Genomic DNA, 24,965 nt, shown 5'->3' with positions numbered 1-24,965 from the left:
CATGATCCCCGGGGCCTGGTGCCCGTTCCTCCTGGCCATCGACGCCTGGCACGAGACAGGCGCGGCCGACGTCCCCTGCCCCTACTGCGCCGAGTCCGTCCCCCTGACCGAATGGACCTGGACCGACGACTACTTCTCCTTCGCCCACCTCGGCTTCCATGTCCGGAACTGGTCCGAACTGACCCTCGGGTTCCGCGCCCGCATATCCGAGCTCCTGGGCGGCCACCGTACGGCGTACATCAGATCCTGCGGCCCGCCGGGCAAGCCCTGGCGAGCCCCCTACTCACGGACTGAGCCGCTGCACCCGCCAGCTGCCGTCCTGCTCCGCCACGTACCGCAGGCGGTCGTGCAGGCGGTTCTCCCGCCCCTGCCAGAACTCCACCGTCCGCGGGGCCACCCGGAACCCGCCCCAGTGCGGCGGTACCGGCACCTGCTCACCCTCGGGGTAGCGCGCGGCCAACTCGGCGTAGGAGGCGTCGAGTTCGGCGCGGGACGGGATGACGCTGGACTGGGTGCTGGCCCAGGCGCCGAGCTGGGAGCCGTGCGGGCGGGTGCGGAAGTAGGCGGCGGTCTCGTCGCGGCCGGTGCGCCGGGCCACGCCCGAGACGATGACCTGGCGGGCCATCGGGTGCCAGGGGAAGAGCAGGGAGACGTAGGGGTTGTCGGCGAGGTCGCGGGCCTTGCGGGAGTCGTAGTTGGTGTAGAAGACGAAGCCCTGCTCGTCGAACTGCTTCAGCAGCACCGTTCGTGAGCTGGGCCGCCCGTCGGCGTCGGCGGTGGAGACGATCATCGCGTTCGGCTCGAAGAGGTGGGCCTCCGACGCGGCCTGCTTGAACCAGCGCGCGAACTGCTCGACGGGCGTGGCGGCCAGGTCGTTCTCGGCGAGGCCCTCGGCCCGGTAATGCTTGCGCATCGCGGCGGGGTCGAGGGGGACGGCGTCTCGGTCGGTCACGCGGTCATCTTGCCGTATGCGGCGGGTGCCGTCCGGGACGGTGTCCTTCGTCACTGCGTGGCACTGAGTGCCGCAAAGCCTCCCCAAGGGTGGCACTCGGGGTTATCGTGCTGTTGCCGTCGCGGTTGGATGACTGTCGGCCGCACGGGGCATCACAGGGGTACGCCACCGGACCGCGAGTCCGCCGAGGCTCGGAATTCCGGACGCCGGAAGCCTGGCATCCGAAACCGAACCGAGTCCGTGACCGTGGATCCAACGGCGTACGTTGATCTCTGCCGACTGAATGTGGTCGTCCCACCCACAACCCCACCCGTCGCACACATCATGAGGAGCCGCCTGATGTCCGACTTCGTACCCGGGCTCGAAGGAGTCGTCGCGTTCGAGACGGAGATCGCCGAACCGGACAAGGAGGGCGGCGCCCTCCGGTACCGGGGCGTCGACATCGAGGACCTGGTCGGCCACGTCTCGTTCGGCAACGTGTGGGGGCTGCTGGTCGACGGCGCGTTCCGGCCCGGCCTGCCGCCCGCCGAGCCCTTCCCGATCCCCGTGCACTCCGGCGACATCCGCGTCGACGTCCAGTCCGCGCTCGCCATGCTCGCGCCCGTATGGGGCCTCAAACCGCTGCTGGACATCGGCGAGGAACAGGCCCGTGAGGACCTGGCCCGGGCCGCCGTCATGGCCCTCTCCTACGTCGCCCAGTCCGCGCGCGGCCAAGGCCTGCCCATGGTCCCGCAGAGCGAGATCGACAAGGCGCAGTCCGTCGTCGAGCGCTTCATGATCCGCTGGCGCGGTGAGCCCGACCCCAAGCACGTGGCCGCCGTCGACGCGTACTGGACGTCCGCCGCCGAGCACGGCATGAACGCCTCCACGTTCACGGCCCGCGTCATCGCCTCCACCGGCGCCGATGTCGCCGCGGCCCTCTCCGGTGCCGTGGGTGCCATGTCCGGCCCGCTGCACGGCGGCGCCCCTTCCCGTGTGCTGCACATGATCGAGGAGATCGAGCGCACCGGCGACGCCGAGGCGTATGTGAAGCAGACCCTGGACAAGGGCGAACGCCTCATGGGCTTCGGCCACCGTGTCTACCGTGCCGAGGACCCCCGCGCGCGCGTGCTGCGCCGTACGGCCCGCGAACTCGGCGCCCCGCGCTTCGAGGTCGCCGAGGCTCTGGAGAAGGCCGCCCTGGCGGAGCTCCACGCCCGTCGCCCGGACCGTGTCCTCGCCACGAACGTCGAGTTCTGGGCCGCCATCGTCCTGGACTTCGCGGAGGTCCCGGCGCACATGTTCACGTCCATGTTCACGTGTGCCCGTACGGCGGGCTGGTCGGCGCACATCCTGGAGCAGAAGCGCACCGGCCGCCTCGTCCGCCCGTCCGCGCGCTACATCGGCCCGGGCCCGCGCGACCCGCGCGAGGTCGTGGGCTACGCCGACATCGCGCACTGAGCCCCACGCGCGCGTACCCCTCCGGCGGGCTTGTGCCAGAGGGGTACGCGCGGCGGACCCCGCTCCGCCTGAGGCCGCTGTCGGAGCCTGCCACCCGGCCACGGCACCGCCCGAACCATGCCGCTGAAGATCGCACACGGAACGTGACTGATCCGCTCCGCCAGTATGCTGGAGCGGCTGCGGCAACCCACCATCACCCGTCCCTACGTGGTGAGTTACGGCCTGCGGCGATCAGGACGTCTCACGGCATGGGGATGGGGAAACAAGTGCTGATAGCGGGCCGCTACCGGCTGGGCGAGTCGATCGGGCGCGGCGGGATGGGGGAGGTCTGGCGGGCCTACGACGAGACGCTCGCCCGGCAGGTGGCCGTCAAGCTCCTCCTGCCCCAGGACTCCGACCCCACCGCCGCCCCCCGGTTCCGGCTGGAGGCCCAGACCGCCGCGCGGATCGACCATCCGAACGTGGTCGGCGTACGGGACTTCGGCGAGCACGACAACCAGCTCTACCTGGTGATGGAGCTGGTCGAGGGCGACAGCCTCGCCCGGACGCTGGCCCGCTCCGGCGCGCTGCCCGCCGAGCGCGTGGCCCGTATCGCCGCCCAGGCCGCCGCCGGGCTGGCCGCGGCGCACCGGCAGGGCATCGTCCACCGGGACATCAAGCCCGGCAACCTGCTCCTGGACTCCGACGGCACCCTCAAGATCGGTGACTTCGGGATCGCCCGCTTCCTGGACGACCCCGGAGCCGCGCTCACGGCCACCGGGCAGATCGTCGGCACGAGCCTGTACCTCGCCCCCGAGCGGGCGCTGGGGAAGCCGGCGGGCCCGCCGTCCGACGTCTACGCGCTGGGCTGCGTCCTCTACCAGCTCCTTACCGGCCGCCCGCCCTTCCACGCCGACACGGCCGTCGCCATCCTGCACCAGCACCTCGACGCCGCCCCCGTGCCGCCCCGCGAGCTGGGTGTCCCCGGCCTCCCGCCCGCCTTCGAGAGCTACCTCCTCGGCCTGCTCGCCAAGGACCCCGGGCACCGGCCCACCGCCCAGCAGGCCGCCGAGTGGTTCACCGGCGGCGCCTGGCAGGGTCGCCCCGAGCCACTGCCCGACGCGACGCCGCCCTCCCGGCGCCAGACGGCCGTGTCGGCCTCGGTCGCCGGGGCGCAGCAGGTGGGTGAGACCAGCAACCCGACGACGTACATGCTGCCGTCGGCCCAAGGGACGGCGTCCGCGGACAGACCCGGACCGGGACACAGACCGAGATCCACACCGAGGTCCAGATCGAGATCGCGGTCCGGGACCAGCCGCGTGGCCGTCACGGCCGCCGGCGCGGTGCTCTTCATGATCGCGATGCTCCTCGGCATGCTGTGGTTCTCCCCCGACAACACCGGGTCGGAGGGCACGAAGTCGGAGGCCCCGCCCGGCCCGAGCGCGTCCGCCTCCGCGCCTCCCCTTGAGTCGCCCCCGTCCCCGTCGGTCTCCCCGTCCCTGACGGCTTCCCCCAGCCCGGCTGCGGAGACGAGCGCCGGTCAGGAAGGGCAGGACGAGGGGAAGTGGGAGGAGAGGCGCGATCAGGAACGGCAGCAGGCAGAGCGGGAACAGCAACGGCAGCAAGAGGTGCCGCAGGACGACGACGGCGAGGAGGACGACTGAGCTGTCGAGGCATTGAGCCGTCGAAAATGCAGACGACCCGCGAACTCGGATCCCACGCCTGGGCGGGGGAGCCGGCCGGACGTGCCGGCGAGCTCGCGGGTCGGGTGACTGCTTGAGATTGGGCCGGCTGCACGTTTCTCTCGCGTGCTGGTCCGGCACCGCACTGGGTGTGGTGGCGAGCCGCTAGCCCGCAGCCACCTCGCGAGTCCGGGTTTCACTCATTTACCCGATCACCTCCTTTCGGCGTAAGCCACACCCTAGGAACCGGTCGGGCACGGATCAACCGTTTTTCCGGGATGTTGGAGGAGCGGATTCGCGCAGGATGCTGTAGCCGTATCCGTCGCCCCGTTGCAGGAGCTCCAGATTCCAGTGCGAGACGTTGACTCTGCCCATCGGCGTCGTGAGGCTGTGCTGTCCCCTGGCTCGGACCGAGATACGGCCGATCCACGTGCCCGCCCACTTCCCGGTCGGGACACTGGCGCGCACGAGATCTCCGGTGAAGTATCCGAAGTGCTGCTTGGTCCGGGCCCGCCGCAGGCGCGGGAATCCGTAGCGATCCGTGGTGGTACGGGCGTAGGAGCCGCGCCCGGTGGCCTTGGCGACGAGGACCTGCCCGGGGTATCGCACGATCGCGTCACCGGCCTCGTGATCCAGGTGCCCGACGGACAACGCGTCCAGGGTGTGTGTTTTGGCCAGCCCCATGGCGCATCGGTTGTCCTTGGTGCACATGCCCGTCGAGGTGTGCACCGGCAGGCCGAGCGTGGCCAGTGCCTCCGTGAGCTGCCATCGGGTCGCGTTCATGGCGGCGGCGTCGTGGAGTGGTGTCTCTATCTGCTGGAGGATGCGTGCGAGGCGGTCGGGTCGTTGGGCGAGGAAGACCTCGACGGGTTTACTGCCCTTGGCCTCGTTGCAGGGCGTGCAGGCGAGGACGAGGTTGGTGATGCGGTTGGAGCCTCCTCGGCTGCGAGGTCTGAGGTGCTCGATGTTCAGGGGGACGCCGGTGGCGTCGCAGTAGGCGCAGGCGTTGTTCCACATGGCGCGCAGGTAGACACGGGCATCGGTTCCGGCGAGCGTTCCCTGCTTGTACTCAGCGCCTTTGAGGGGTCTGCCCGCGCTCATGGAGTGGGTGTCGAAGGAGACGCGCTCCACGTAGATCTCGGTGACGGGCGCGAAGCGGCCCAGCCGTTTCGCCAGGGAGAACGTGCTGTCGACGCGGTGCCGCAGGGAGGGTGGTAACCATCCTGCCGGGCGCGTGCGGTTGTCCGAGCGGGGTGCTCGGTAGCGGCAGTTCGCAGATCGCCGTCTATGGCGGTATCCGGCACGCTTACGCATGGATGAACGGATCTGCTCGCCGCGATGCTGGAGCTCGATCGAGATGAGGCCGCGTCGGACGGTTACGGTGGTGCCGTGTTCGTCGATCTCCTTCTTCTCGTCGGTGAGGACGAGGCCGGTGCCTTTGGAGCCGGGGTCGATGCGTAGCTGCAGGCCCTCGACTGCTGACTCGGCTCGTGTGCGGTCCTTCAGGCGGATGGTGAAGGGGACTTGCCGGGCAACCACGGCTCGTCCCTTGCCGAGGAGTTCGCGGGCGCGGGCGGGGTGGCAGGGCATGAGGGGCTGTCCGTCCTTGGACAGCACGAAGACTCTGCTCGCGCCGACGCCGCCTTTGTACGACGGATTGTGTGTGGGAGCGTCACCGCTCCCGTTCTCTGCCGCGTTCGCCACCGTGGTGGCGCCCTTGGCGTGACGCCGACGAGGCCTGGTGCCGCGCCCGTCGGTCTCCCCTCGCCCATGTTCCCTGCCGGTGCCCCACGCGGTGGCGGGGTGTCCGTGAGCCGTTTCGTCCCTGCTCCCGGGGGTGTCTGCTCCCACGGATTCCAGAGCAGGCTGCTGAGGAAGCACAGCCTGGTGGGTCTGCTCGCCTGCAGGAAACGTAGTCATCGGGGCACCTCCCTGATCATGCCGATCGTGATGACTGAGGCTGGTCACTCGACGACTTCGTGGTCGGGGAGCGAGTGACCTCCCTTCTCGTGTGCTGCCGAAGCTAACGGCAATGATCTGCGCATCGGGTGAAAGTCATTAGAAGTCGCTCATTCGTGCGAACTGATCGAATTCTCTGGACGCATAGTCGATTGGGGCGTACGCGGAGCCACGAGCCGGAACACCACTCCACGTGAGATTGATGCGGTGGATGCTGGTGGGGCTAGGGAGGTGCTGGATTCCCGGTAGACCTATCAACAGCGCTCACCTAGCGTTCCGATCATGACGGAGCAGCATGCAGGGCGGGTTGCGATTCTCAGTGGTTCGACCTTCGAGGAGCAGATCGGGTACGCGCGTGCCGTGGTCGACGGGGACTGGGTGCATGTGTCGGGGACGACGGGGTTCGACTATGCGGCGATGACGATCTCCGAGGACGTCGTGGAGCAGGCCGAGCAGTGTCTGCGGAACGTGGGGGCCGCGCTGGAGGAGGCGGGGTGTTCGTTCGCGGATGTGGTGCGGGTGCGGTATCTGCTGCCGGAGCGGGAGGACTTCGAGCGGTGCTGGCCGGTGCTGCGGCGGTATTTCGGTGAGGTGCGGCCGGCGGCGACGATGATGGTGTGTGGGCTGGCCGATCCTCGTATGAGGTTCGAGATCGAGGTGTACGCCCGGCGGGGGAGTGGCGCGCGTGTCTGAGCTTCGGATCGTGCCGGTCGCCGGCGAGGTCATGCTTGAGGAGTGGCGGTACGTCCACAACGTGATCGTTCCGCCGGCGGCCATGGATCTGGCAGACGTACGGGAGCGCAGCGGCCGGTACCGGCTGCGGAACGCCTACGTCGGTGATGTCCTCGTCGGCTGTTCGACCGTGCGGCCGCCGGAGGGCGAGGAGGCCGTGGCGACGGTCATCGCGCGCGTGCTGCCCGAGTACCGGCGGCGCGGGTACGGCGGGGAGCTGTACGAGGATGGGCTCGCGCACGCGCGCGTGCTGGGCGCCGGGGTGATCGAGACCTGTGTGCTGGCCGCCAATGAGGACGGGGTGCGGTTCGCCGGGGCGCGTGGGTTCGTGGAGGTCGATCGCTATGTGCTGGACGGCGAGAGCGATCTGTGGCTGGACCTGCGGTTGGAGTAGGTGCGGGTGAGCACTCGGGGGGACGCGACGGCGCGTACAACGATTCCTTCAATCTTGGGGAACACGGTGTGTGCTGCGTCACGTTCCAGTTAGATGATTGCAAGTGAGCGAACCGACGAGTCGTACGTGCGGACGCAGCTTGGCAGGGGGTCCATGTGAGTGCTTCCCGGCGTAGTGGGACCACCGACGAGCTGGGGCCGGACGAACCCGGGCGGGACGGTCCGGAGGGATCGTCGGCGGGTCCGGCGGGTCCGGCCGGTTCGGAGGGTTCGGCAGGCGGTTCCGATCTGCTGGCCGCGCTGCTGGACGGGATGGACGCTGCCTTGTGCGCCTTCGACGCGGACGGGGTCGTCACCCATTGGAACCGTGAGGCCGAGCGGATCCTGGGGTGGAGTGCGGACGAGGCGGTGGGGCGGCACGGGTTCGCCGGGTGGGCGGTGCGCGAGGCCGACGCCGAGGAGGTCGAGGCGCGGCTGATGTCCGCCATGCACGCTCCGGGGCGCCAGGTGCACGAGTTCGCCCTGCTGACCAAGGACGGCGGGCGGGTGCTCGTACGGACGCAGTCGGCTGCCGTTCGCGGGCCGGACGGGAAGCCGGCCGGGGTGTACTGCGCGTTCAGCGAGGTGCACGCGCAGATCGATCTGGAGCGGTCGATCGCGTTGAGCGAGGCGTTGTTCGAGGACGCGTCGTGGGGTGTCGTGCTCGTCGACGCCGATCTGCGGCCCGCGGTGGTGAACGCGCATGCGGCCCGTGCGCTCGGTATCGGGCGTACGTCCGTGCTCGGGCGGCCGCTCGGGGAACTCCTCGCCCAGGGCGTCGAGGAGCTGGAGAGCGCGCTCACACATGTGCTCGCGGAGGGTGCGCCGCCGGCGCCGGCCGAGGTCTGGGTGAGCGTACGGACGCCGGAGGGCGAGCGGCGCCGGTGCTGGCGGTGTGGCTTCGTTCGGCTGGCCTCGCCGCTCGCGGAGGAGCCCGTGCCGTTGGGGGTGGGCTGGCTCTTCCAGGATGTGACCGCGGCCAAGCAGGGGGAGCAGGAGGCGGCGCTGCTGCGGTTCAGGACGAACCAGTTGCATCGGGCCGCGCGGGCCGCCGCGGAGTGCGAGGACCCGGCGGAGGCGGCCACCGTGCATCTGGACTTCGCGCTGGCCGGGTTCGCCGATCACGCGTTGATCGACCGGGTCGCGGGCGGTGCGGTCATGGATGCGGATACGGCGGATCCGGTACGGCTGGTTCGGGTCGCGGTGACGCCTTCCGGGGCGCCGGGGCCGAGTCTGCTGGGCGGGGAGGCCGGGCTGCCGGTGCGGTATGCCGAGGGGCATCCGGCGTTGCAGTGTGTGGCGCGGGCCGGGTCGGTGCGGGCGGACGCGGGGAACCTGCCGGCGGAGCGGGCGCGTGAGTGGGCCGTGGGCCGGCAGTGGCCGGCCGACGTGGTGCACGCGTTGTGTGCCGTGTTGCGGAGTCGGGGGCGCACGCTGGGGGTCGTGACGTTCCTGCGGGGCGCCGGGCGCAGCGCCTTCGAGCGGGGCGACGCGGTGTACGCGGAGGATGTGGCGGTGCGGATCGCTTCCGCGTTGGATCTGGCGGGGTCGCTGGACTCGGAGTAGCGAGCACCGGGACGGGGCTTCAGTGCCGGTAGAAGATCCGGTCGCCGTACTTCTCGAACACCCGGCTGTTCCAGTCGAGGCCGCCGTCGACGTTCCCGGAGCGCAGGAGCGGGGGCTCGATGCCGCGCTCGGCGAGTGTGCTCGCGGCCGTGGCCATGACCGCCTGGAGGACGGCCGACGTGACGACCGTGGAGGCGGGGGCGAAGGGGGCCGGGATGGTGTCGAGGGTGAGTTCCGCGTCGCCGATCGCGATCTTCGAGTCGAGGACGATGTCGCAGTGGTCCTTGAGGTAGGTGCCGGAGACATGGCGGGACCGCGTTTCCGAGGCGTACGCCACCGAGGTCACGCCGATGACGCGGACGCCGAGGGAGCGGGCGCTCATGGCCATCTCCACGGGGAGGGCGTTGCGGCCGGAGAGGGAGATGATGATCAGCGCGTCGCCGGCGCGGAGCGGGGAGGTGTCCAGGACCGCGCTCGCGAGGCCGTCGACGCGTTCCAGGGCGGAGCCGAGGGTGGCGGGCATGACGTCGACGCCCACGACGCCGGGGACCGTCAGCAGGTTCATCAGGGCGAGGCCGCCGGCGCGGTAGACGATGTCCTGGGCGGCGAGGGAGGAGTGACCGGCGCCGAAGGCGAAGAGCCGGCCGCCGGTGGCGACGGTGTCGGCGAGCAGGGTGCCGGCCGCCCCGATGTTCTCGGCCTCCTCGTCACGGACCCGCTGGAGCAGGCCGATGGCGGCGTCGAAGAACTGGTCGGCCGGCGTGCTGTCGCTCATGCGGGGCCCTCCGGGTGGGGTGGTCGTCGGGTGACGGTGTGTTGCGGATCACCGTGCGGTCTGGACCAGTGCGGTGTCAATACGGCCGGATGCCCCCGCTCGGCCGCACGCACCGCCCCCGCGTAACCCGTTGGTTTCAACTGCGCGGCACGGTTGTCAGTGGTATCCGGCAGAATTGAGTGCAGGGCCAGCGCACGCGCCGTGGAGCTGTCTCGCTTCCGGCTGAGCTGATCGCAGAGCTAGCTGAGCTAATCGCAGAGCTAATCGAGGGGCACGTATGTCCGGACTGATCGACACCACGGAGATGTATCTCCGCACCATCCTCGAGCTGGAGGAGGAAGGTGTGGTCCCCATGCGCGCCCGGATCGCCGAGCGGCTGGACCAGAGCGGGCCGACCGTGAGCCAGACGGTGGCGCGGATGGAGCGTGACGGGCTGGTGTCCGTGGCGTCCGACCGGCATCTGGAGCTCACGGACGAGGGGCGGCGGCTGGCCACCCGTGTCATGCGCAAGCACCGCCTCGCCGAGTGTCTGCTCGTCGATGTGATCGGGCTGGAGTGGGAGCAGGTGCACGCCGAGGCGTGTCGCTGGGAACACGTGATGAGCGAGGCCGTGGAGCGGCGTGTGCTGGAGCTGCTGCGCCACCCGACCGAGTCGCCGTACGGCAACCCCATCCCCGGCCTGGAGGAGCTCGGCGAGAAGGACGGCGCCGATCCGTTCCTCGACGAGGGCATGGTGTCGCTGGCCGACCTCGACCCGGGCGTCGAGGGCAAGACGGTGGTCGTGCGCCGTATCGGCGAGCCGATCCAGACGGACGCGCAGCTGATGTACACGCTGCGTCGGGCGGGTGTGCAGCCCGGCTCGGTGGTGAGCGTGACCGAGTCGGCGGGCGGTGTCCTGGTGGGCAGCGGTGGCGAGGCGGCCGAGCTGGAGGCGGACGTCGCCTCCCATGTGTTCGTCGCCAAGCGCTGAGGCGGCGTCGGTGCCGGTCGGTCCCGATCCGGCCATCTCGAGTTCTCTCCCGTGTAAGTCCCGTTGAGGGAGGGGGAGTTGGGGCGGTCGGGGTGGCGATCCGTCCAACGCGTCGAATCGAAGATTCACTGCGTCAAATCGCAGCGCTCGGACTTTTCGCGTGCCAGGCTGTCGCGTGAGGCATACGGCCCGAGGGCTCTGGGCCGTGGTCGACATCGATGCGACCGGCCGGTGAGGGGGCGGGCGGATGTGCCGTGGTTGTGGAGAGGGCCCCGGCGCCTTGCGGCGCCGGGGCCTGTCCTCCCCTGTGCTGACCCGGAGCCCCGAGCTCTCAGGGTCATCCCCCTCGGACCGGTTTCCCCGATCGGTCCGCCTCCCGCTGAAGATCTCCCCTCAGCAGGGACGATCAATCCTCGCGGGGGGTCACTCGAATGAGGGGTGTTGGCCACTCAGACCGCATTTTCGAATAGGGGTTCGATAGTCTGCGGGTGACGGGTCAGGCGGAACGTGCGCTTCAGGAATGTGCGCATAAGATCACGTGAGACACACAGGACATGCACATCGCATGCGAGGGCATCTACGGCGCGTGGGACACAGGTGGCGCGCGGTGCTCCGGGGAGCGATGGCGGATACGGCAGGCAGAGCAGGCACGGCAGGCAGGACGCGGTTCACAGGATCGGCCGGCGCGAGCGGGAGCGAGCGGTCCGAGCGGAGCTAGGGGGGTGCCAGGATCTATGGCGCGGCGCATCGACGTGACCGGGACGGACGGCGTACGTCTCGCGGCCTGGGAGTTCGGCGACCCTCCCAAGACCGACCCCGCCAAGGAACAGAACGACGGAACGAGCGGCGTCCTCTTACTGCACGGCCTGATGGGCCGCGCCTCCCACTGGGCCTCCACCGCCCGCTGGCTCTCCGAACGGCACCGTGCCGTCGCACTCGACCAGCGCGGCCACGGCCGTAGCGACAAGCCGGTGCAGGCCGCCTTCACGCGCGAGGCGTACGTCGACGACGCCGAGGCCGCCCTCGAACAGCTCGGCCTCGCCCCGGCCGTCCTCGTCGGCCACGCCATGGGTGCGCTGACCGCCTGGCAGTTGGCCGCCAAGCGGCCCGACCTGGTGCGCGGCGTGATCATCTGCGACATGCGGGCCTCCGCGCTCGGAGCGGCCTCGCAGCGGGAGTGGGCGGACTGGTTCAAGTCCTGGCCCGTTCCCTTCGCGACGCTGGCCGACGTACGCAAGTGGTTCGGTGAGGACGACCCGTGGGTCGAGCGGCCGAACCCGGCGCGCGGGGAGTTCTACGCCGAGGTGATGCACGAGTGCGAGGACGGGTGGCGGCCGGTCTTCGAGCTGGACCAGATGCTCGCCTCCCGGGAGACGTGGGTGTACGACGCGCACTGGGAGGAGTTGGCTCAGGTGCAGTGCCCCGCGCTGGTTGTCCGTGGGCTCGACGGGGAGTTGGGGCGGGCCGAGGCGCAGGAGATGGTGCGGGTGCTGCCGCGGGGGGAGTATGCGGAGGTGGCTGACGCCGGTCACTTGGTGCATTACGACCAGCCGGACGGTTGGCGGGCCGCGATCGAGCCGTTTCTCGATGCGGTGCGCTCCGCGGGGTGACGCCGGGCGCCTATGAGCTCGGTTCGCTCTGTTGGACGGCGGCTGCGGGTTGCGTGTGGCTGGTCGCGCCCACGCGGCGGAGCCGCACATCGAACACAGCCCCGCGCCCGTTGGCGGTGTTGCAGGCCCTGCGTCAGAACGAGCGCCGTCAGCCCTTGCTCACCGCCGCGAGGATCTCCGGTAGGCGTGCCGCGGTTCGTGGGGCCGCCAGGCGTAGGCCCAGCCATATGACCGCCGCACCGTATGCCGCGCCCGCCGGCAGCAGCAGCCACGTCCACCCGTCCCCGCCCTCGCTCACGTTCAGCCAGATCGTCGCCGCGATGACGGGTGCGCAGAGCAGGGCTGCCGCGATCATGCCGCCGAAGACGGCGATCCAGGCCAGCCCCGCCTGGCCGGGGGCGACGTTCTTGTAGCCCTCCTGCGGGATGGAGTACGGGAAACGGGCCGACGTCCAGGCGCCCGTCGCGAGCATCGCGCCGAGGAGGGCGAAGGACAGGCCGAGTACCTCGGGAAGCTTGGGCCAGTCGCCGAGGAGCGCTGTCGTCAGGACGGTGACGAGGGCGGCGTACGGCAGAGTGATCAGGAGGAGGGCCAGGGCCCGGCCGCGCAGCTCGACGTAGGCGTCCCGGGGCGACGAGATGGTCAGCGCGACCATCCAGAACGCGGACGTGTCCTGCCCGAACTGGTTGTACATCTGGATGCCGAGCATCCCGGCGGCGAAGCAGGCGAAGTAGATCGAGCCGGTGCCCTGCAGGGCGTTGAACAGCGGCACGATCAGCCCGATGGCGAGCGAGGTCACCCAGGCCGCCTTGGTCTTCGGGTCGCGCCAGACGTAGCGCAGGCTGCGCTCCATGACGGTGCCGGTGCGGCCGGCCGGCAGGAAGCGGGCCAGTCCGGTCGAGGTCCGTTCCCGTACGGCGGCCTCGGTGGCCGCCTGGAGCGTGGAGCCGTCGGGTGAGGTCATCAGCCGCGTCAGATGCCGTGACCATACGGCGATCAGAGCGGCCAACGCACCTGCGGCCAGAGCGAGTTGGAGGAGCCCGACGCCGTACGAGCCCTCGCTCACCGACTCCACGGCACCGATCGCGGACGCCGGCGGCACCCACCGCAGCACGTCCGAGGCCGGATCGAGCTCGCCCAGCCCGGACGAACCCAGCCGCTGCGCCCCGAAGTTCACGACCTGCGCCCCGATCGCGATGACGAGCCCGCTCAGCACCGCCAGATCGCGCCCCTTCCGGCTGGTCAGCAGCCGGATGTTGGCGGCGGCGACGGCCCGCGCGAGCGCCACGCACACCAGCAGGGCCAGGACGACGCCGATGACGCCGACGACGTAGGCCATCGCGCCCCGCGCGACCGCGATCACCGATCCCGCGAACAGGCAGAGCGTGAACAGCGGCCCTATCCCCACCAGCGAGGCCGCGAGCAGCGCCCGAACCAGGGGCCGGGGGCGCAGCGGCAGCATCACCAGGCGGGTGGGGTCGAGGGTCTCGTCGCCGCTGGGGAAGAACAGCGGCATCACGGCCCAGCCGAGGGCGAGCACCGCGACCAGCAGGACGACCACGGAGCCGGCGTGCGCGTTGCCGCGCAGCAGGACGAGCCCGAGGAACTGCAGGGCGGCGAAGAGGAGGACCAGGACGGCCGAGGCGACGTAGGCGGCCCGCCGCCCGGCGGACTGCCGCAGTCCGTTCCGCAGCAGGGACAGCTTCAGCCGTACGACGACTCCGGTGACGTCGGTGCTCATCGCGCCGCCCCGCCGCCCAGCCAGTCGAGGTCGCTCCCGGCGTCACGGCCGTTCGCGCCGACGAGTTCGAGGAACGCCTGCTGCAGCGAGGCCGCGTCACCGCGCACCTCGGCGAGGGTGCCGTGGGCACGGATGCGCCCGGCGGCCATGACCGCGACCCAGTCGCACAGCGACTCGACGAGCTCCATGACGTGGGAGGAGAAGACGACGGTCGCGCCGGAGGCGGTGTAGCGCTCCAGGACTCCGCGGATGGTCTGGGCGGAGACGGGGTCGACGCCCTCGAACGGCTCGTCCAGGAAGAGCACTTCGGGATTGTGCAGAAGTGCGGCAGCGAGCCCGATCTTCTTGCGCATACCGGTCGAGTAGTCGACGACCAGCTTGTGCTGGGCCCCCGCCAGATCGAGTACGTCGAGCAGTTGAGTGGCCCGCTTGTCGATCTCGGCACCGGGCAGTCCGCGCAACCGCCCCGAGTACGCGAGCAGTTCCCGCCCGGAGAGCCGCTCGAAGAGCCGCAGCCCCTCGGGCAGCACCCCGATCCGGGCCTTGACCTCGACGGGGTCCCGCCACACGTCGTGCCCGGCCACCTCGACGGACCCCTGATCGGGCCGCAGCAGCCCGGTCACCATGGAGAGGGTGGTGGTCTTGCCCGCTCCATTTGGCCCCACGAGCCCGATGAACTTCCCCGCGGGCAACTCCAGATCAATCCCGGCAACAGCGACTTGCTGCCCGAACCGCTTCCAGAGCCCACGCACACGAACAGCCGACGTCATGAACGCCAACCCTAAGGGGCGCGGGACTGTATCGAATTGCGGCTCCGCCGCGTGGGCGCGACCAGCCACAGACAAACCGGCGGCCGCCAACGACGATCAACCAGGCGGACGAACCGGCGAACTACCGATCCCGCCCGCAGGCATAGGCAAGCGGCGAGATCAACTCCTCCGCATCCGGCAACCACCGATTGGCCGGAGTGGGCCGACAGGCCCACTGCACAGCCCCCCGAGACCCGAACCGCGTGGGAGGCCCGGCGACATACGCCCCCTCCCCGAGCGCGACCAGATCCAGCGACCCGACCGACCACCCCAGCTTGCGCACCAGCTCGGGCACCTTCACCGAGGCCCCCGGCAACACGAAGAAGTGCATCCGACGATCCGGCGTCAACGTCACGGGCCCGAGCGACAGCTCCATCCGCTCCATCCGCGCCAGCGCGAGGAACCCCGCCGTCTCCGGGACGGAAATCGCGTCGAAGGTCCGCCCCGTCGGCAGCAGGATCGACGCGTTCGGCTGCTTCTGCCACATCCGGCGAGCGACCGTCGCGCTCCCCGTGGCCTGTGACGCCCAGTCGGGGCGCGCGGCGTGCGCGCCTGGCGCGGGGCACGCGGCGTCGCCACAGGAGCACAGCTGCACCCCGTCGACGGCTTCCAGCCAGGTACCCGGGAACACGTCCCAGTGACGCTCCTCGGCGTAGCGAACGGCGGTCTCCAGCAGCGTTTCGCCGCGCTGCTTCGGAATCTGTGCGGCTTCGGTGGCCGGGATCGTCTCTTCCACGCTGAACACAACTCCCGCACCCACCTCGGGTTACGGCCGAAGCGCGCGCGGGGGAGGAGCACTGATTCCTCATCTGGGGCGCATGGGTGCATGTGTGGGGGCGCGCAGGAGGATCCATGGCCCGGGCTGGGTAGCCAACTGTGGGGTCGGCTTCCGCCTTTACCCCGGCAATCCTCACAAGCCTCGCATTTTCGGTATGCCGACGGGGCATTGATCTTCACGGCCGGATCCTTTCGATGCACAGCCAGTGCCCGAAGGGCCGGATTCGGCGGTGGAAGAACGTCAACTCGGTGCGTGGGCAGGCACCGCAGCCACAGGGGGTACGCCATGGCCGCAAGGCCTCTCGTCGCGCGACAGCCGAACGAACGGCTGCAGGCGCTCATCCAGGAAGCGGGCTGCTCGAACGCAGGGCTGGCCCGCAGGGTCAACATGTGCGGCGCGGAGCACGGCCTCGATCTGCGCTACGACAAGACGTCCGTGGCGCGCTGGCTGCGTGGACAGCAGCCGCGGGGACGGGCGCCGGCGATCATCGCCGAGGCGCTCGGCCGCAAGCTGGGCCGTACGGTCACGATCGACGAGATCGGCATGGCCAACGGCAAGAACCTCGCGTCCGGAGTCGGTCTCCAGTTCTCGCCGACGGTCCTGGGGGCGATCGAGCAGGTCTGCGAGCTGTGGCGCAGCGACGTCGGGCGGCGGGACTTCCTGTCCGGCTCGTCCGTCGCCGCGTCCGCGCTGGTCGAGCCCAGCCGCGACTGGCTGATCTCGTCACCCGACTCGCAGGTGTCGCGCTCGGCGGGGCCGCGGGTGGGGCAGTCCGACGTGGCGGCCGTGCGGGCGATGACGCAGGCGCTCGTCGACCTTGATCACCAGTACGGCAGCGGGCATGTGCGTCCGGTCGTCGTGCACTACCTGAACAGTGTCGTCTCCGGGCTGCTGGCGGGGTCGTACCGGGAGGCGGTCGGGCGGGACCTGTTCGCCGCCGTCGCCCGGCTGACCGAGCTCGCCGGGTACATGGCCATCGACACCGGGCAGCCGGGGCTCGCCCAGCGGTACTACATCCAGGCGCTGCGGCTGGCGCAGGCGGCGGGCGACCGGGGGTACGGCGGGTATGTGCTGGCCGCCTCCATGAGCCACCTCGCCGCGCAGCTCGGGAACCCGCGTGAGATCGCGCAGTTGGCGCGGGCGGCGCAGGAGGGGGCGCGGGGGCGCGTGACCCCGCGCGCGGAGTCCATGTTCTATGCGGCCGAGGCGCGAGGGCATGCGCTGATGGGCGACGCACGGGGCGCCCAGGTCGCGTCCGGGCGGGCCGTGACCGCGCTGGAGACGGCGGATCCGGAGTCCGGGGACGACCCGGCGTGGATCGCGCACTTCGACGAGGCCTATCTCGCCGACGAGTTGGCGCACTGCCACCGCGACCTCGGCCAGGCCGAGGCGGCGGCGCGGCGCGCGGAGGAGTCGCTGGCCGGGCTTCCGGAGACGAAGGCGCGGCGCCGGGCGATCGGCTATGTGCTGCTCGCCACGGCACAGGTCCAGCAGCGCGAGGTCGAACAGGCCTGCCACACGGGGCTGAAGGCCGTCGAACTCCTGGAGACGCTGCGTTCCAACCGGGGTGCCGAATATCTGGAGGACTTCCAACAGCGGCTGGAGCCGTTCCGGGACGAGCCGGTGGTAAGGGAGTTCGGGGCGCGGCTCGACCTTCAGACCGCGGCATGAAACCAGCGGGTACGACTGCGTGAACGGCAGGGAAATGAAGGTGCCGGTGGGAAGGGAGAGCGTTAACAGCGGATTGGGGGCCGTTGCTGTTACCGCGGTCACAGGGACGCAGGTCACGTCCTTGGCCGCGTAGCAGCAGTCTCGGAAGACCCGGTAGCGTGAGCCGACGATTCCGAAGGTCCCCCATTCGTAGGAGTCCCGGTGACGCAGAGTGGACAGGGCGAGGAGCCCTCGGCGCGGCAAGCGCGCGAAGGCATCGTGCTGCCCTCGGACGGTGGTGAGCCGCTGCTGCCGGGCATGACGGGCCGGCCGACGCCGGTACCGGCCACGCCGCCGACGACACCCCCGCCCTCGGCGCCGCCCGGCGGCCAGGCCTGGGGCACCCCGTGGGGACCCGAGCAGCCCGCGACCCCGCCGCCGGCCGCGCCGGGCCAGGCCTGGGGGGCGCAGCCCGGTCAGTCGTGGGGCGGGCAGGAACAGCAGTACCAGGCGCAGGCGCCGGCCCCGTGGGGCGCGGCGCCGGAGGGCGGGGCGTACGGCGGGGGCGTGCAGGGCGCACCGCCGAGCACGCCGTCGTACGGGCAGGGGGCGCCGGCCGGTCCGTCGCTGCCCGCGCCGCAGCCGCCGTACGGGCAGAGCGGCGGTCCGTCCTCGACGCCGCTGCCGCCCGCGGGCGGTCAGGCCTACGGGGCTCCGGGCGGGAATGCGCCGCTGCCGCCCGCCGGTGCCCAGGCGTACGGCACACCTGGCTCCGCTGCGGAGGCGTACGGTGCTCCCGGCTCCGGTGGGGCGCTGCCGCCTGCCCAGCAGGGCGGCCCGGGCGCGCCGCTGCCGCCCGCCGCGCCCCTCCCGCAGGCCGGGGCGGGGGCCGGTGGTTTCGGGGCTCCGTTGCCCCCGGCCGACGAAGGCGCCACCCAGTACATACCGCCGGTCAGTGCGGCCCCTGCGGGCGCGGACGACCAGGCCACCCGCTTCATACCGCCCGTCGGCGCGGCCGGCACGCCTCCCGCGTCCGAGGGCGCCACGCAGTACATCCCGCCGGTGGGGCCGGGCGCGTTGCCGCCCGAGGTGTCCAACGAGAGCACCCAGATCCTGGGGCGGGCCCGGCAGGGCGGCGGCGCCGGACCGATGCCGCAGGCGTCCGGGCCCGACGCCGACGCCACGCAGTACATCCCGCCGGTGCCCGGTCAGGCGGGCGGGGCGCCGCACGGCGGTCCGCAGCGGCAGCCGCTCTCCGACTTCGACAACCTCTTCCGCAGCGAGCCGGGCGGCGAGCCCCCGGCCGCGTCCACCCAGCAGCTGCCCCGCTTCCAGCAGCCGCCGCAGCCGCAGGGCCGGCACGAGGGCGGGTACTTCCCGCCCGGCGCGAACGGCCCGCACAGCCCCTACGGCCCGGGCGACGACGACGGCGGCCGTGGCGGTCGTACGGGCTCCCGGCTGCCCCTCATCGCCGCCGTGGGCGTCGGTATCGCCGTCCTCGGCATCGGTGCGGGCGCGCTGCTCGCCGGTGGGGGCGGGGACGACGAGAAGGACGACAACAGCCCCGTCTCGGCCACGGCCCCGGCGACCGAGGGTTCCTCCTCGCCGTCCGCCGACCCGGCCGAGGAGCAGGCGGTCGCCCTGGACAAGCTCCTCGCCGACAGCGGAGACAGCCGTACGTCCGTGATCAACGCGGTGGACGACGTGAAGTCCTGCGACAACCTCGCGCAGGCCGCCAAGGACCTGCGGGACGCGGCCGGGCAGCGCAACCGGCTGGTCACCGACCTGTCCAAGCTGGAGGTCGACCAGCTCCCGAACCACACCGAGCTGACCACCGCGCTGACCAAGGCGTGGCAGGCCTCGGCGTCCGCCGACAACCACTACGCGGCGTGGGCCGACCAGGTCGCCGGCAACCAGAAGCTGTGCAAGAAGGGCCAGGCCCGCTCCACCGGCCAGACCCAGGCCGGCAACCGCGCCAGCGGCACCGCCAGCACGCAGAAGAAATCGGCCGCGCAGCTGTGGAACACGATCGCCAAGAAGTACGGCCTGACGGAACGCCAGCCGACCCAGCTGTAGGACCGGCCGGGCCCCCGGCCGGTCAGTTCAGGTCGGCGGTCTGCAGCGTCCTGGTCACGTCGATGAAGCCCTTGCGGGCCGCCACCAGCCGGCCGTCCCGTACGACCTGGAGGGTCACCTTGCGGTTGACCAGACGGGGGTAGCCGACGGAGGCCAGGACGTCCTGGAACTTCCACCGCAAGGGCGGGGTCAGTCCGCCCGTGGAGACCGTCAGGCCCTTGTTCAGGGCCTCCCGCACGGAGTCGGCGCTCACGTCGCCGTCGCCCAGCGACTCGACGGCCTTCTTGAACACCGTGTACGCGATCCATGTGGTCTGCACACCGGCGTCCGCGGGATCGATGCGGTTGTCGCCGAAGGCCTGCTCGCTGATCACCTTCTTCATGGCGTCCCAGCGCGGATCGCTCGCCACGGGGTACCAGCCGGTGATGTACGACCCCTCGTACGGGCTCGACGCCCCGCCGGTCGCGTTGATCACGGTCTGGTCGACGCTGCCGAGGACGGTGGCGGTGCGCACGTCGGAGTACTCCTCCCGGGACCGCCGGAAGGAGTCCATGAACGTGCTGGTGCGGTCGCCGAGGGCGGGCACCACACAGCCGGTGTCCGACAGCTCGTCGGCCGCGTAGTCCAGGGCCCGCGCCGACTGGGTCGCGTACTCGGTGGCGTCCTCGTCGGCCAACTGGTCGCTCGAGTCGAGGTGCCTGCCCGCCTTGAGACCGGAGTTGAGCAGGGGCGGCAGCTCGTCGCCCGCGATGCTGTCGGGGCGCACCAGCGCGACGGGGCCGCAGCGGCGGGCCAGCTCCTTGCCGAGGCCCGCCAGGAGGGTGGGCTGGCCGCCGTTGACGGGGTAGGAGAGCGGGCTGGTGAACTCGGCGTTCGTGACGCCGTAGCCGCCTATGTACGGGATGCCGGCGCTCTCCAGCGAGGGCAGGAAGGTGTCGCCGTACTGGCTGTAGGAGCCGATGACCGCGACGACGTTCTCCTCGACCGCGCGGTCGGCGCACTTCGCCGCGGCCACGCTGTCGTTGTGGTCGTTGCAGGTGAGGACCTTCAGGTCCCGGCCGTTGATGCCGCCGTGGGCGTTGACCCAGCGGGCGTAGGCCTGCGCGAAGGCGGGCATACCGGGCTTGTTGGTGGCCTTGGTGTTCTCGGGAGCCCAGGTCATGACGGTGATCGGACCATCCCCGGAACCCCCCGTGGTACCGGGGATGACACCGCATCCGACGGCGAGCGACGCGCACGCCACCAGTGCCGCCGCGGTACATGCGGCACTCCGGCCGGGCCGGTTGGTGAGGCTGGGGAGGAAGGTGCTGCGGATGCGTCGCCTGCCGGTCATGGCTATGCACGATTCCGCCACATCACTAACCTGAGCGTGACCCTTGGTTATCCTTCGGTGACGGGAAGGTGAATTACGGGGGCCGGTGAGGCTCCTGTGAGGGGGAACGTACGATCGATGACCGTGCAAGGTTCGGATAGCTCTTCCCGTCGCGGCCGTCGCTCATCCACCATGGGCGGCATGCCACTCAATGACATGCCGTGGTGGCGCTGGCGCAGCAATGTGCGCTCCGCGCTGCACATGCTCTCCGACCAGGCGTTCCAGCGGGACGTCTGGCTCGCCGGTGTCGACGGGTACGGCGACGTCACCGACGCCGTCTACCGCCTGGTCGAGGACACCTGGCTGGACAACTGGTCGGCGGAGAAGTACGTCGGCACCATATTCCGGGACTCGCAGGAGGCGGCGCTCGTCGACACCGCCGTGCTGCGGGTGCTGCGGATCATGCACCAGGTCGGCCCGGACGCGCCGGTCTCCGCGTACATGGAGCACCAGGGATGGCCGGAGGCGGTGCGGGCGGCGCGGGACGCGCACGTCCGGATGGCCATGGCCGACGGCGAGGACCCGGACGCACCGCCGCGCACCCTCGAGGTGCTGCGGATCATGACCCGGTCCGCGTAACGGGACGGCTGCCCGCCGAGGGCCTGGGATATGGGACCCTGTGCTGCATGAATGAGCAGTCCACCCGAGCCGCGGTTCCCGCCGAGCAGTATGTCCTCATCCTGTCGTGCCCCGACAAGCAGGGCATCGTGCACGCCGTGTCGAGCTACCTCTTCATGACCGGCTGCAACATCGAGGACAGCCAGCAGTTCGGTGACCACGACACGGGACTGTTCTTCATGCGTGTCCACTTCTCGGCGGAGTCGCCGGTGACGGTGGACAAGCTGCGGGCGAGCTTCGCGGCGATCGGTGACTCCTTCCAGATGGACTGGCAGATCCACCGGGCCGAGGAGAAGATGCGGGTCGTCCTGATGGTCAGCAAGTTCGGGCACTGCCTGAACGACCTGTTGTTCCGCGCCAGGATCGGTGCGCTGCCGGTGGAGATCGCCGCCGTGGTGTCCAACCACACCGACTTCGCCGAGCTCGTGGGGTCGTACGACATCCCCTTCCACCACATCCCGGTGACCAAGGACAACAAGGCCGAGGCCGAGGCGCAGCTGCTGGAGATCGTGCGCGAGGAGAGCGTGGAGCTGGTCGTGCTGGCCCGCTACATGCAGGTCCTCTCGGACGACCTGTGCAAGCAGCTGAGCGGGCGGATCATCAACATCCACCATTCCTTCCTGCCGAGCTTCAAGGGCGCGAAGCCGTATCACCAGGCTCACACCCGGGGCGTCAAGCTGATCGGCGCCACGGCTCACTACGTCACCGCCGACCTCGACGAGGGGCCGATCATCGAGCAGGAGGTCGAGCGGGTGGGGCACGACGTCACGCCGGACCAGCTGGTCGCGATCGGGCGGGACGTGGAGTGCCAGGCGCTGGCTCGGGCGGTCAAGTGGCATGCCGAGCGGAGGATTTTGCTGAACGGGCGGCGGACGGTCGTTTTCGCCTAGGAGCTCGGGGAGTTCTGATGTGCGGCGGCTGCGGGTAGTCGTGGGCCGGTCGCGCAGTTCCCCGCGCCCCTTGAGTACGTGCAGTGGACGCACCTTCAGGGGCGCGGGGAACTGCGCGAGCAACCACGGACCACCCGCAGCCGCCGTCCCGCCCCGTCCCGCCCCTACATCCGGCTCAAACTCGCCGCCGCGAACAGCACATCCCTGATCGCCTCCCGGTCGCCGACCTGACCCGCCGCCGCCTCCGTCGGAGACACATGCCCCGCGGCCAGTCGGCAGAACTCCCCGCCGTCCAACGCGATGTGCGCCACCTCGTGATCCGCCGAGCCGACCGCCCCGGGAGAGTCCAGCGGGATCAGCCACTCCCCGCCACCGGAACCCTCGATCTCCAGCCGGAGGCTACGGCCGGGCTCGCCGGCGGGCACCAGGTGGCGGTGCGGGCCGGGAGACGGCGCCGCCAGGCCCACACGGCGGCGAGCCGAAAGCACCGTCGGGAGCATGCGGGCCGCCAGGTCGACCATCTGGTGCAGATCACCGCCGGACGGCGGCTCGTACGGGTAGTCCACCGCCTCGGCGATGTCCTCCGCGTGCACCCAGCACTCGAAGGCGCGGTCCAGCATCGCGTCGTGCAGCGGAAGTTCGAAGTCGCCGTACGGCACCGACAGCTTGCCCGTGCCGCCGCCCGTGAAGGACACCGTGCGGACCAGGTCGTGGCTCTGCTCGCGCCACGGTGCCCGTACGGCGCGCGTCGGCGGGTAGTGCGAGGCCCGCCAGTACGCCTCCGTGCGCGCGGACGGGGTCGGGCGGTCCGCGGCCACGTCGCCCATCGGGTCCTTGAGGCCCAGCGCGATCGCCACCAGCCCGTCGACCGTCAGCAGGTGCGCGATGACCCCGGCGACGGTCGTACGGCGGCTGGTCGGCTCGTCCTTCTCGAACCACCGCAGCCGCACGGGCGCGTGCCACTCGGCGTCGCCGAAGTCCTGCAGCAGGGCGTCGAGGCGGGCCGTCTCGGCGTCGTACGGCGTCGCCCACTCCGGCACCGGGATGCGCGGTGGGCGCCGCTCCAGGCAGCCCGCCAGGACACGGGTGCGCAGGGACGGGTCCAGGTCGAGGGACTCGGCGGGATGCAGCAGACCGACGGCCTCACGCAGCCGCCGCGCTTCGTCCGCGCAGGCACCGCAGTCGCCGAGGTGCTCCTCCACGGCCGCCGTCTCCTCCGGCGAGCAGGCGGCCAGCGCCCACGCGCCGAGGAGCGCCTTCAGGACCCGGTGTTCGAGGACGAGCGGCGCACTGGGCGGTGGCGCGGGGGCGGCGAGGTCCTGCGCCCGCAGGTCGGGCAGGGGCCGTCCGGTGTCCTCCACGGAGGCGCGGGGGAGCGGTATGCGGGGCGGCAGGTCCGGGCCCGACTCAGGGGTGGGGTGCCGGTCGTCGCCGTTGCCGCTGCTCATACCGTCCGCTCCACGGGAGGCGTTCGCCGCGCCGCTTTCCCTCTCGCCCTTCTCGTACGGGTCCTCGCCCCCGTGTCCTCCTTGCCCCTCGTGCTCGTCGTACACCTCGAACCGTCCTGCCTCGTTCACACCGCACCCCCGTAGCCCGGCGGTGCCCCCGGCGCGGCTCCGGCGTCGTGGGCCGTGGAGAGCAGCTGCAGGCCCAGGCGGAGGCGGCGGCGGGCCTCGTCCTCGGTGACGCCGAGGTCGACGGCGGTCTGGCGGTAGTCGCGGCGCTGGAAATAGGCCAGTTCCAGGGCGGCGCGCAGGGGGACGGGCATCGACTGGACGATGTAGTCGGCGCGGGCGGCGACCGAGGCGTGCCGCACCTTGCGCTCCAGTTCCTCGGTGGAGCCCTGGCCGCCGGCCTGGACCAGGGCGGCGGTCTCGGTGGCGCGCAGCCGCTGCACCGCGAGGCGGTGGGTCAGCGCGGCGACCCAGGAGCGCAGCGGGCCCTGCTTGGGGTCATAGGTGTCCGGGTGCTCCCAGACATGGGCGAAGACGTCGCGGGTGAGGTGGTCGGCGGCACGCTCGTCGCCCAGCACCGTGTGGGCGAGGCCGTGCACCAGCGAGGCGAACCGGTCGTAGAACTCGCCGAGGGCGGCCGCCTCACCGCGGGCGAGGCGCTGCTGCATCTTGCGGTCCCAGCGGGGCGGTGCGTCCTTCTTCGCCATACGGCCCCCTCACCGGTCCGTCCCTGTCCAGCGTGTGTCCGCCGTCTCCCCGAATGTAGTCGGCACGGCTGACAGCGCACGCCCCTTTGTCGCAATGTGCGCCCCTGGAAGAGCCATGGCTGGTGACGCTCCTCGCACTCGTGATAGGGGGCCTCCGCGGAGGGCACAGGGCCTCGCACCCGCTCGGTTACCCGGGCGTCGCGCGATCAGACTCGATCGAACAGGATCGAATGCGATTGAAACAAGCCTCTTCTGATCGATGACCGTTTTCTGGAGGGTGTTTCAGGGAACAGCCGCTGGGCAGCCGCGCTGCAAGGAAGCGTAGGAGTCGCTTCCGGTTCGGCGAGGTCGGCGAGCGAGGGGCGTGGTGGTGACGGTGAAAGTGACCGGCGGCGAGCGGGGCGACTGGGCCGTGCTCCAGGTGTCGGGCGAGCTGGATCTGGTGACCTCGCCGGTGATGCGTCAGCACATCCATGACGTGGTGGCCGAGGGTCGCCACAGCCTCGTCCTGGACCTCTCCGAGGTCATGTTCTGCGACTCCAGCGGGGTCGGCGTCCTCATCGCGGCCCGCCGTCTGATCCGCTCCTGCCAGGGCAGCCTGCGGCTGATACTCCCCGCGCAGGGCGCGGCGGACGGATCGCACGTCAACCGGGTCCTGGGGGCGCTGGGAGTGCGCCGGCTGTTCGACGTCTACCCCGACGTCGCGGCGGCGGTCGCGGACGACGCGGGACCGTTGTCGGCCTGAGAAACCCGTTGCCGGCCTGAGAACCTGT

General features: G+C 71.1%; 21 protein-coding genes. 12 read left to right on the top strand and 9 right to left on the bottom strand.

Translation table 11 applies throughout. The features are described from left to right. Window positions 1-283 precede the first annotated feature (283 nt). Entirely contained in the window at window positions 284-952 is a 669-nt protein-coding gene (pdxH, locus tag EJ357_RS20210) for a pyridoxamine 5'-phosphate oxidase (RefSeq protein WP_126393012.1), read from the bottom strand. Between the two features lie 339 nt (window positions 953-1,291). Between pdxH and EJ357_RS20205 the strand changes: the two genes are divergently transcribed. Both EJ357_RS20205 and EJ357_RS20200 read left to right on the top strand, forming a co-directional pair. Then, window positions 1,292-2,392, top strand: a complete 1,101-nt coding sequence (locus EJ357_RS20205; protein WP_126393011.1) for a citrate synthase 2 — start codon at window positions 1,292-1,294, stop codon at window positions 2,390-2,392. Between the two features lie 254 nt (window positions 2,393-2,646). Beyond that, complete coding sequence (locus tag EJ357_RS20200; RefSeq protein ID WP_228473110.1) at window positions 2,647-4,035, top strand: serine/threonine-protein kinase; 1,389 nt, start codon at window positions 2,647-2,649, stop codon at window positions 4,033-4,035. Window positions 4,036-4,314: 279 nt separating this feature from the next. Here EJ357_RS20200 and iscB read toward each other — a convergent pair whose 3' ends face one another. After that, a complete protein-coding gene (iscB, locus tag EJ357_RS20195; RefSeq protein WP_228473109.1) occupies window positions 4,315-5,670 on the bottom strand; it encodes an RNA-guided endonuclease IscB in 1,356 nt (451 codons plus the stop codon). 624 nt (window positions 5,671-6,294) lie between these two features. On the opposite strand from iscB, the gene EJ357_RS20190 reads away from it, so the two are divergent. The 3 genes from EJ357_RS20190 to EJ357_RS20180 all read left to right on the top strand — a co-directional run bounded on the left by EJ357_RS20190 (window position 6,295) and on the right by EJ357_RS20180 (window position 8,742). Continuing rightward, window positions 6,295-6,705 (top strand): RidA family protein, encoded by a 411-nt coding sequence (locus tag EJ357_RS20190; RefSeq protein ID WP_126393009.1) that lies wholly within the window; start codon window positions 6,295-6,297, stop codon window positions 6,703-6,705. A 31-nt stretch (window positions 6,706-6,736) separates the two neighbouring features. After that, window positions 6,737-7,138 (top strand): GNAT family N-acetyltransferase, encoded by a 402-nt coding sequence (locus tag EJ357_RS20185; RefSeq protein WP_126399697.1) that lies wholly within the window; start codon window positions 6,737-6,739, stop codon window positions 7,136-7,138. A 155-nt stretch (window positions 7,139-7,293) separates the two neighbouring features. Beyond that, the gene (locus EJ357_RS20180) at window positions 7,294-8,742 is read left to right on the top strand and encodes a PAS domain-containing protein (RefSeq protein ID WP_126393008.1); all 1,449 of its coding nucleotides are present in this window, start codon (window positions 7,294-7,296) and stop codon (window positions 8,740-8,742) included. 19 nt (window positions 8,743-8,761) lie between these two features. On the opposite strand, the gene EJ357_RS20175 is transcribed toward EJ357_RS20180, so the two are convergent. Further along, a complete protein-coding gene (locus EJ357_RS20175) occupies window positions 8,762-9,517 on the bottom strand; it encodes an SIS domain-containing protein (protein ID WP_126393007.1) in 756 nt (251 codons plus the stop codon). 277 nt (window positions 9,518-9,794) lie between these two features. Here EJ357_RS20175 and EJ357_RS20170 point away from each other — a divergent pair, with 277 nt between their 5' ends. After that, on the top strand, window positions 9,795-10,487 hold the full coding sequence (locus tag EJ357_RS20170; RefSeq protein WP_004000347.1) for a metal-dependent transcriptional regulator: 693 nt from the start codon (window positions 9,795-9,797) through the stop codon (window positions 10,485-10,487). A gap of 734 nt (window positions 10,488-11,221) precedes the next feature. Continuing rightward, a complete protein-coding gene (locus tag EJ357_RS20165) occupies window positions 11,222-12,097 on the top strand; it encodes an alpha/beta fold hydrolase (RefSeq protein ID WP_126393006.1) in 876 nt (291 codons plus the stop codon). Between the two features lie 148 nt (window positions 12,098-12,245). Here the strand turns inward: EJ357_RS20165 and EJ357_RS20160 are convergent, their stop codons facing one another. The 3 genes from EJ357_RS20160 to EJ357_RS20150 all read right to left on the bottom strand — a co-directional run bounded on the left by EJ357_RS20160 (window position 12,246) and on the right by EJ357_RS20150 (window position 15,392). After that, entirely contained in the window at window positions 12,246-13,838 is a 1,593-nt protein-coding gene (locus EJ357_RS20160; protein WP_126393005.1) for a transporter, read from the bottom strand. Continuing rightward, window positions 13,835-14,608, bottom strand: a complete 774-nt coding sequence (locus EJ357_RS20155) for an ABC transporter ATP-binding protein (protein ID WP_126393004.1) — start codon at window positions 14,606-14,608, stop codon at window positions 13,835-13,837. The genes EJ357_RS20160 and EJ357_RS20155 overlap by 4 nt, the downstream gene beginning before the upstream one ends. A gap of 121 nt (window positions 14,609-14,729) precedes the next feature. Then, window positions 14,730-15,392 (bottom strand): bifunctional DNA primase/polymerase, encoded by a 663-nt coding sequence (locus tag EJ357_RS20150; RefSeq protein ID WP_126393003.1) that lies wholly within the window; start codon window positions 15,390-15,392, stop codon window positions 14,730-14,732. Between the two features lie 318 nt (window positions 15,393-15,710). Here EJ357_RS20150 and EJ357_RS20145 point away from each other — a divergent pair, with 318 nt between their 5' ends. Then, window positions 15,711-17,096, top strand: a complete 1,386-nt coding sequence (locus EJ357_RS20145) for a transcriptional regulator (protein ID WP_126393002.1) — start codon at window positions 15,711-15,713, stop codon at window positions 17,094-17,096. Between the two features lie 201 nt (window positions 17,097-17,297). Then, window positions 17,298-19,151 (top strand): hypothetical protein, encoded by a 1,854-nt coding sequence (locus EJ357_RS20140; RefSeq protein ID WP_126393001.1) that lies wholly within the window; start codon window positions 17,298-17,300, stop codon window positions 19,149-19,151. A gap of 22 nt (window positions 19,152-19,173) precedes the next feature. On the opposite strand, the gene EJ357_RS20135 is transcribed toward EJ357_RS20140, so the two are convergent. Continuing rightward, window positions 19,174-20,484 carry an ABC transporter substrate-binding protein gene (locus EJ357_RS20135; RefSeq protein ID WP_126393000.1) on the bottom strand — a complete coding sequence of 437 codons (1,311 nt, stop codon included), beginning with the start codon at window positions 20,482-20,484 and terminating at the stop codon, window positions 19,174-19,176. Window positions 20,485-20,601: 117 nt separating this feature from the next. On the opposite strand from EJ357_RS20135, the gene EJ357_RS20130 reads away from it, so the two are divergent. Together EJ357_RS20130 and purU are read left to right on the top strand one after the other, a co-directional pair. Continuing rightward, a complete protein-coding gene (locus EJ357_RS20130; RefSeq protein ID WP_126392999.1) occupies window positions 20,602-21,102 on the top strand; it encodes an SCO4402 family protein in 501 nt (166 codons plus the stop codon). Window positions 21,103-21,149: 47 nt separating this feature from the next. Continuing rightward, window positions 21,150-22,031 carry a formyltetrahydrofolate deformylase gene (gene purU / locus EJ357_RS20125; protein WP_126392998.1) on the top strand — a complete coding sequence of 294 codons (882 nt, stop codon included), beginning with the start codon at window positions 21,150-21,152 and terminating at the stop codon, window positions 22,029-22,031. Window positions 22,032-22,195: 164 nt separating this feature from the next. Here purU and EJ357_RS20120 read toward each other — a convergent pair whose 3' ends face one another. Both EJ357_RS20120 and EJ357_RS20115 read right to left on the bottom strand, forming a co-directional pair. Further along, window positions 22,196-23,608 (bottom strand): zf-HC2 domain-containing protein, encoded by a 1,413-nt coding sequence (locus EJ357_RS20120; RefSeq protein WP_175647451.1) that lies wholly within the window; start codon window positions 23,606-23,608, stop codon window positions 22,196-22,198. Next, a complete protein-coding gene (locus EJ357_RS20115; protein ID WP_126392997.1) occupies window positions 23,605-24,192 on the bottom strand; it encodes a sigma-70 family RNA polymerase sigma factor in 588 nt (195 codons plus the stop codon). Before EJ357_RS20115 ends, EJ357_RS20120 begins: the two co-directional genes overlap by 4 nt. A gap of 364 nt (window positions 24,193-24,556) precedes the next feature. On the opposite strand from EJ357_RS20115, the gene EJ357_RS20110 reads away from it, so the two are divergent. Further along, window positions 24,557-24,937 carry an STAS domain-containing protein gene (locus tag EJ357_RS20110; protein WP_126392996.1) on the top strand — a complete coding sequence of 127 codons (381 nt, stop codon included), beginning with the start codon at window positions 24,557-24,559 and terminating at the stop codon, window positions 24,935-24,937. Window positions 24,938-24,965 lie beyond the last annotated feature (28 nt).

This window comes from Streptomyces cyaneochromogenes (genome assembly GCF_003963535.1).
In the GTDB taxonomy this organism is placed as follows: domain Bacteria; phylum Actinomycetota; class Actinomycetes; order Streptomycetales; family Streptomycetaceae; genus Streptomyces; species Streptomyces shaanxiensis.
The sequence above is the reverse complement of the archived record's forward strand: the minus strand, read 5'-3'. Positions and strand labels throughout refer to the sequence as shown.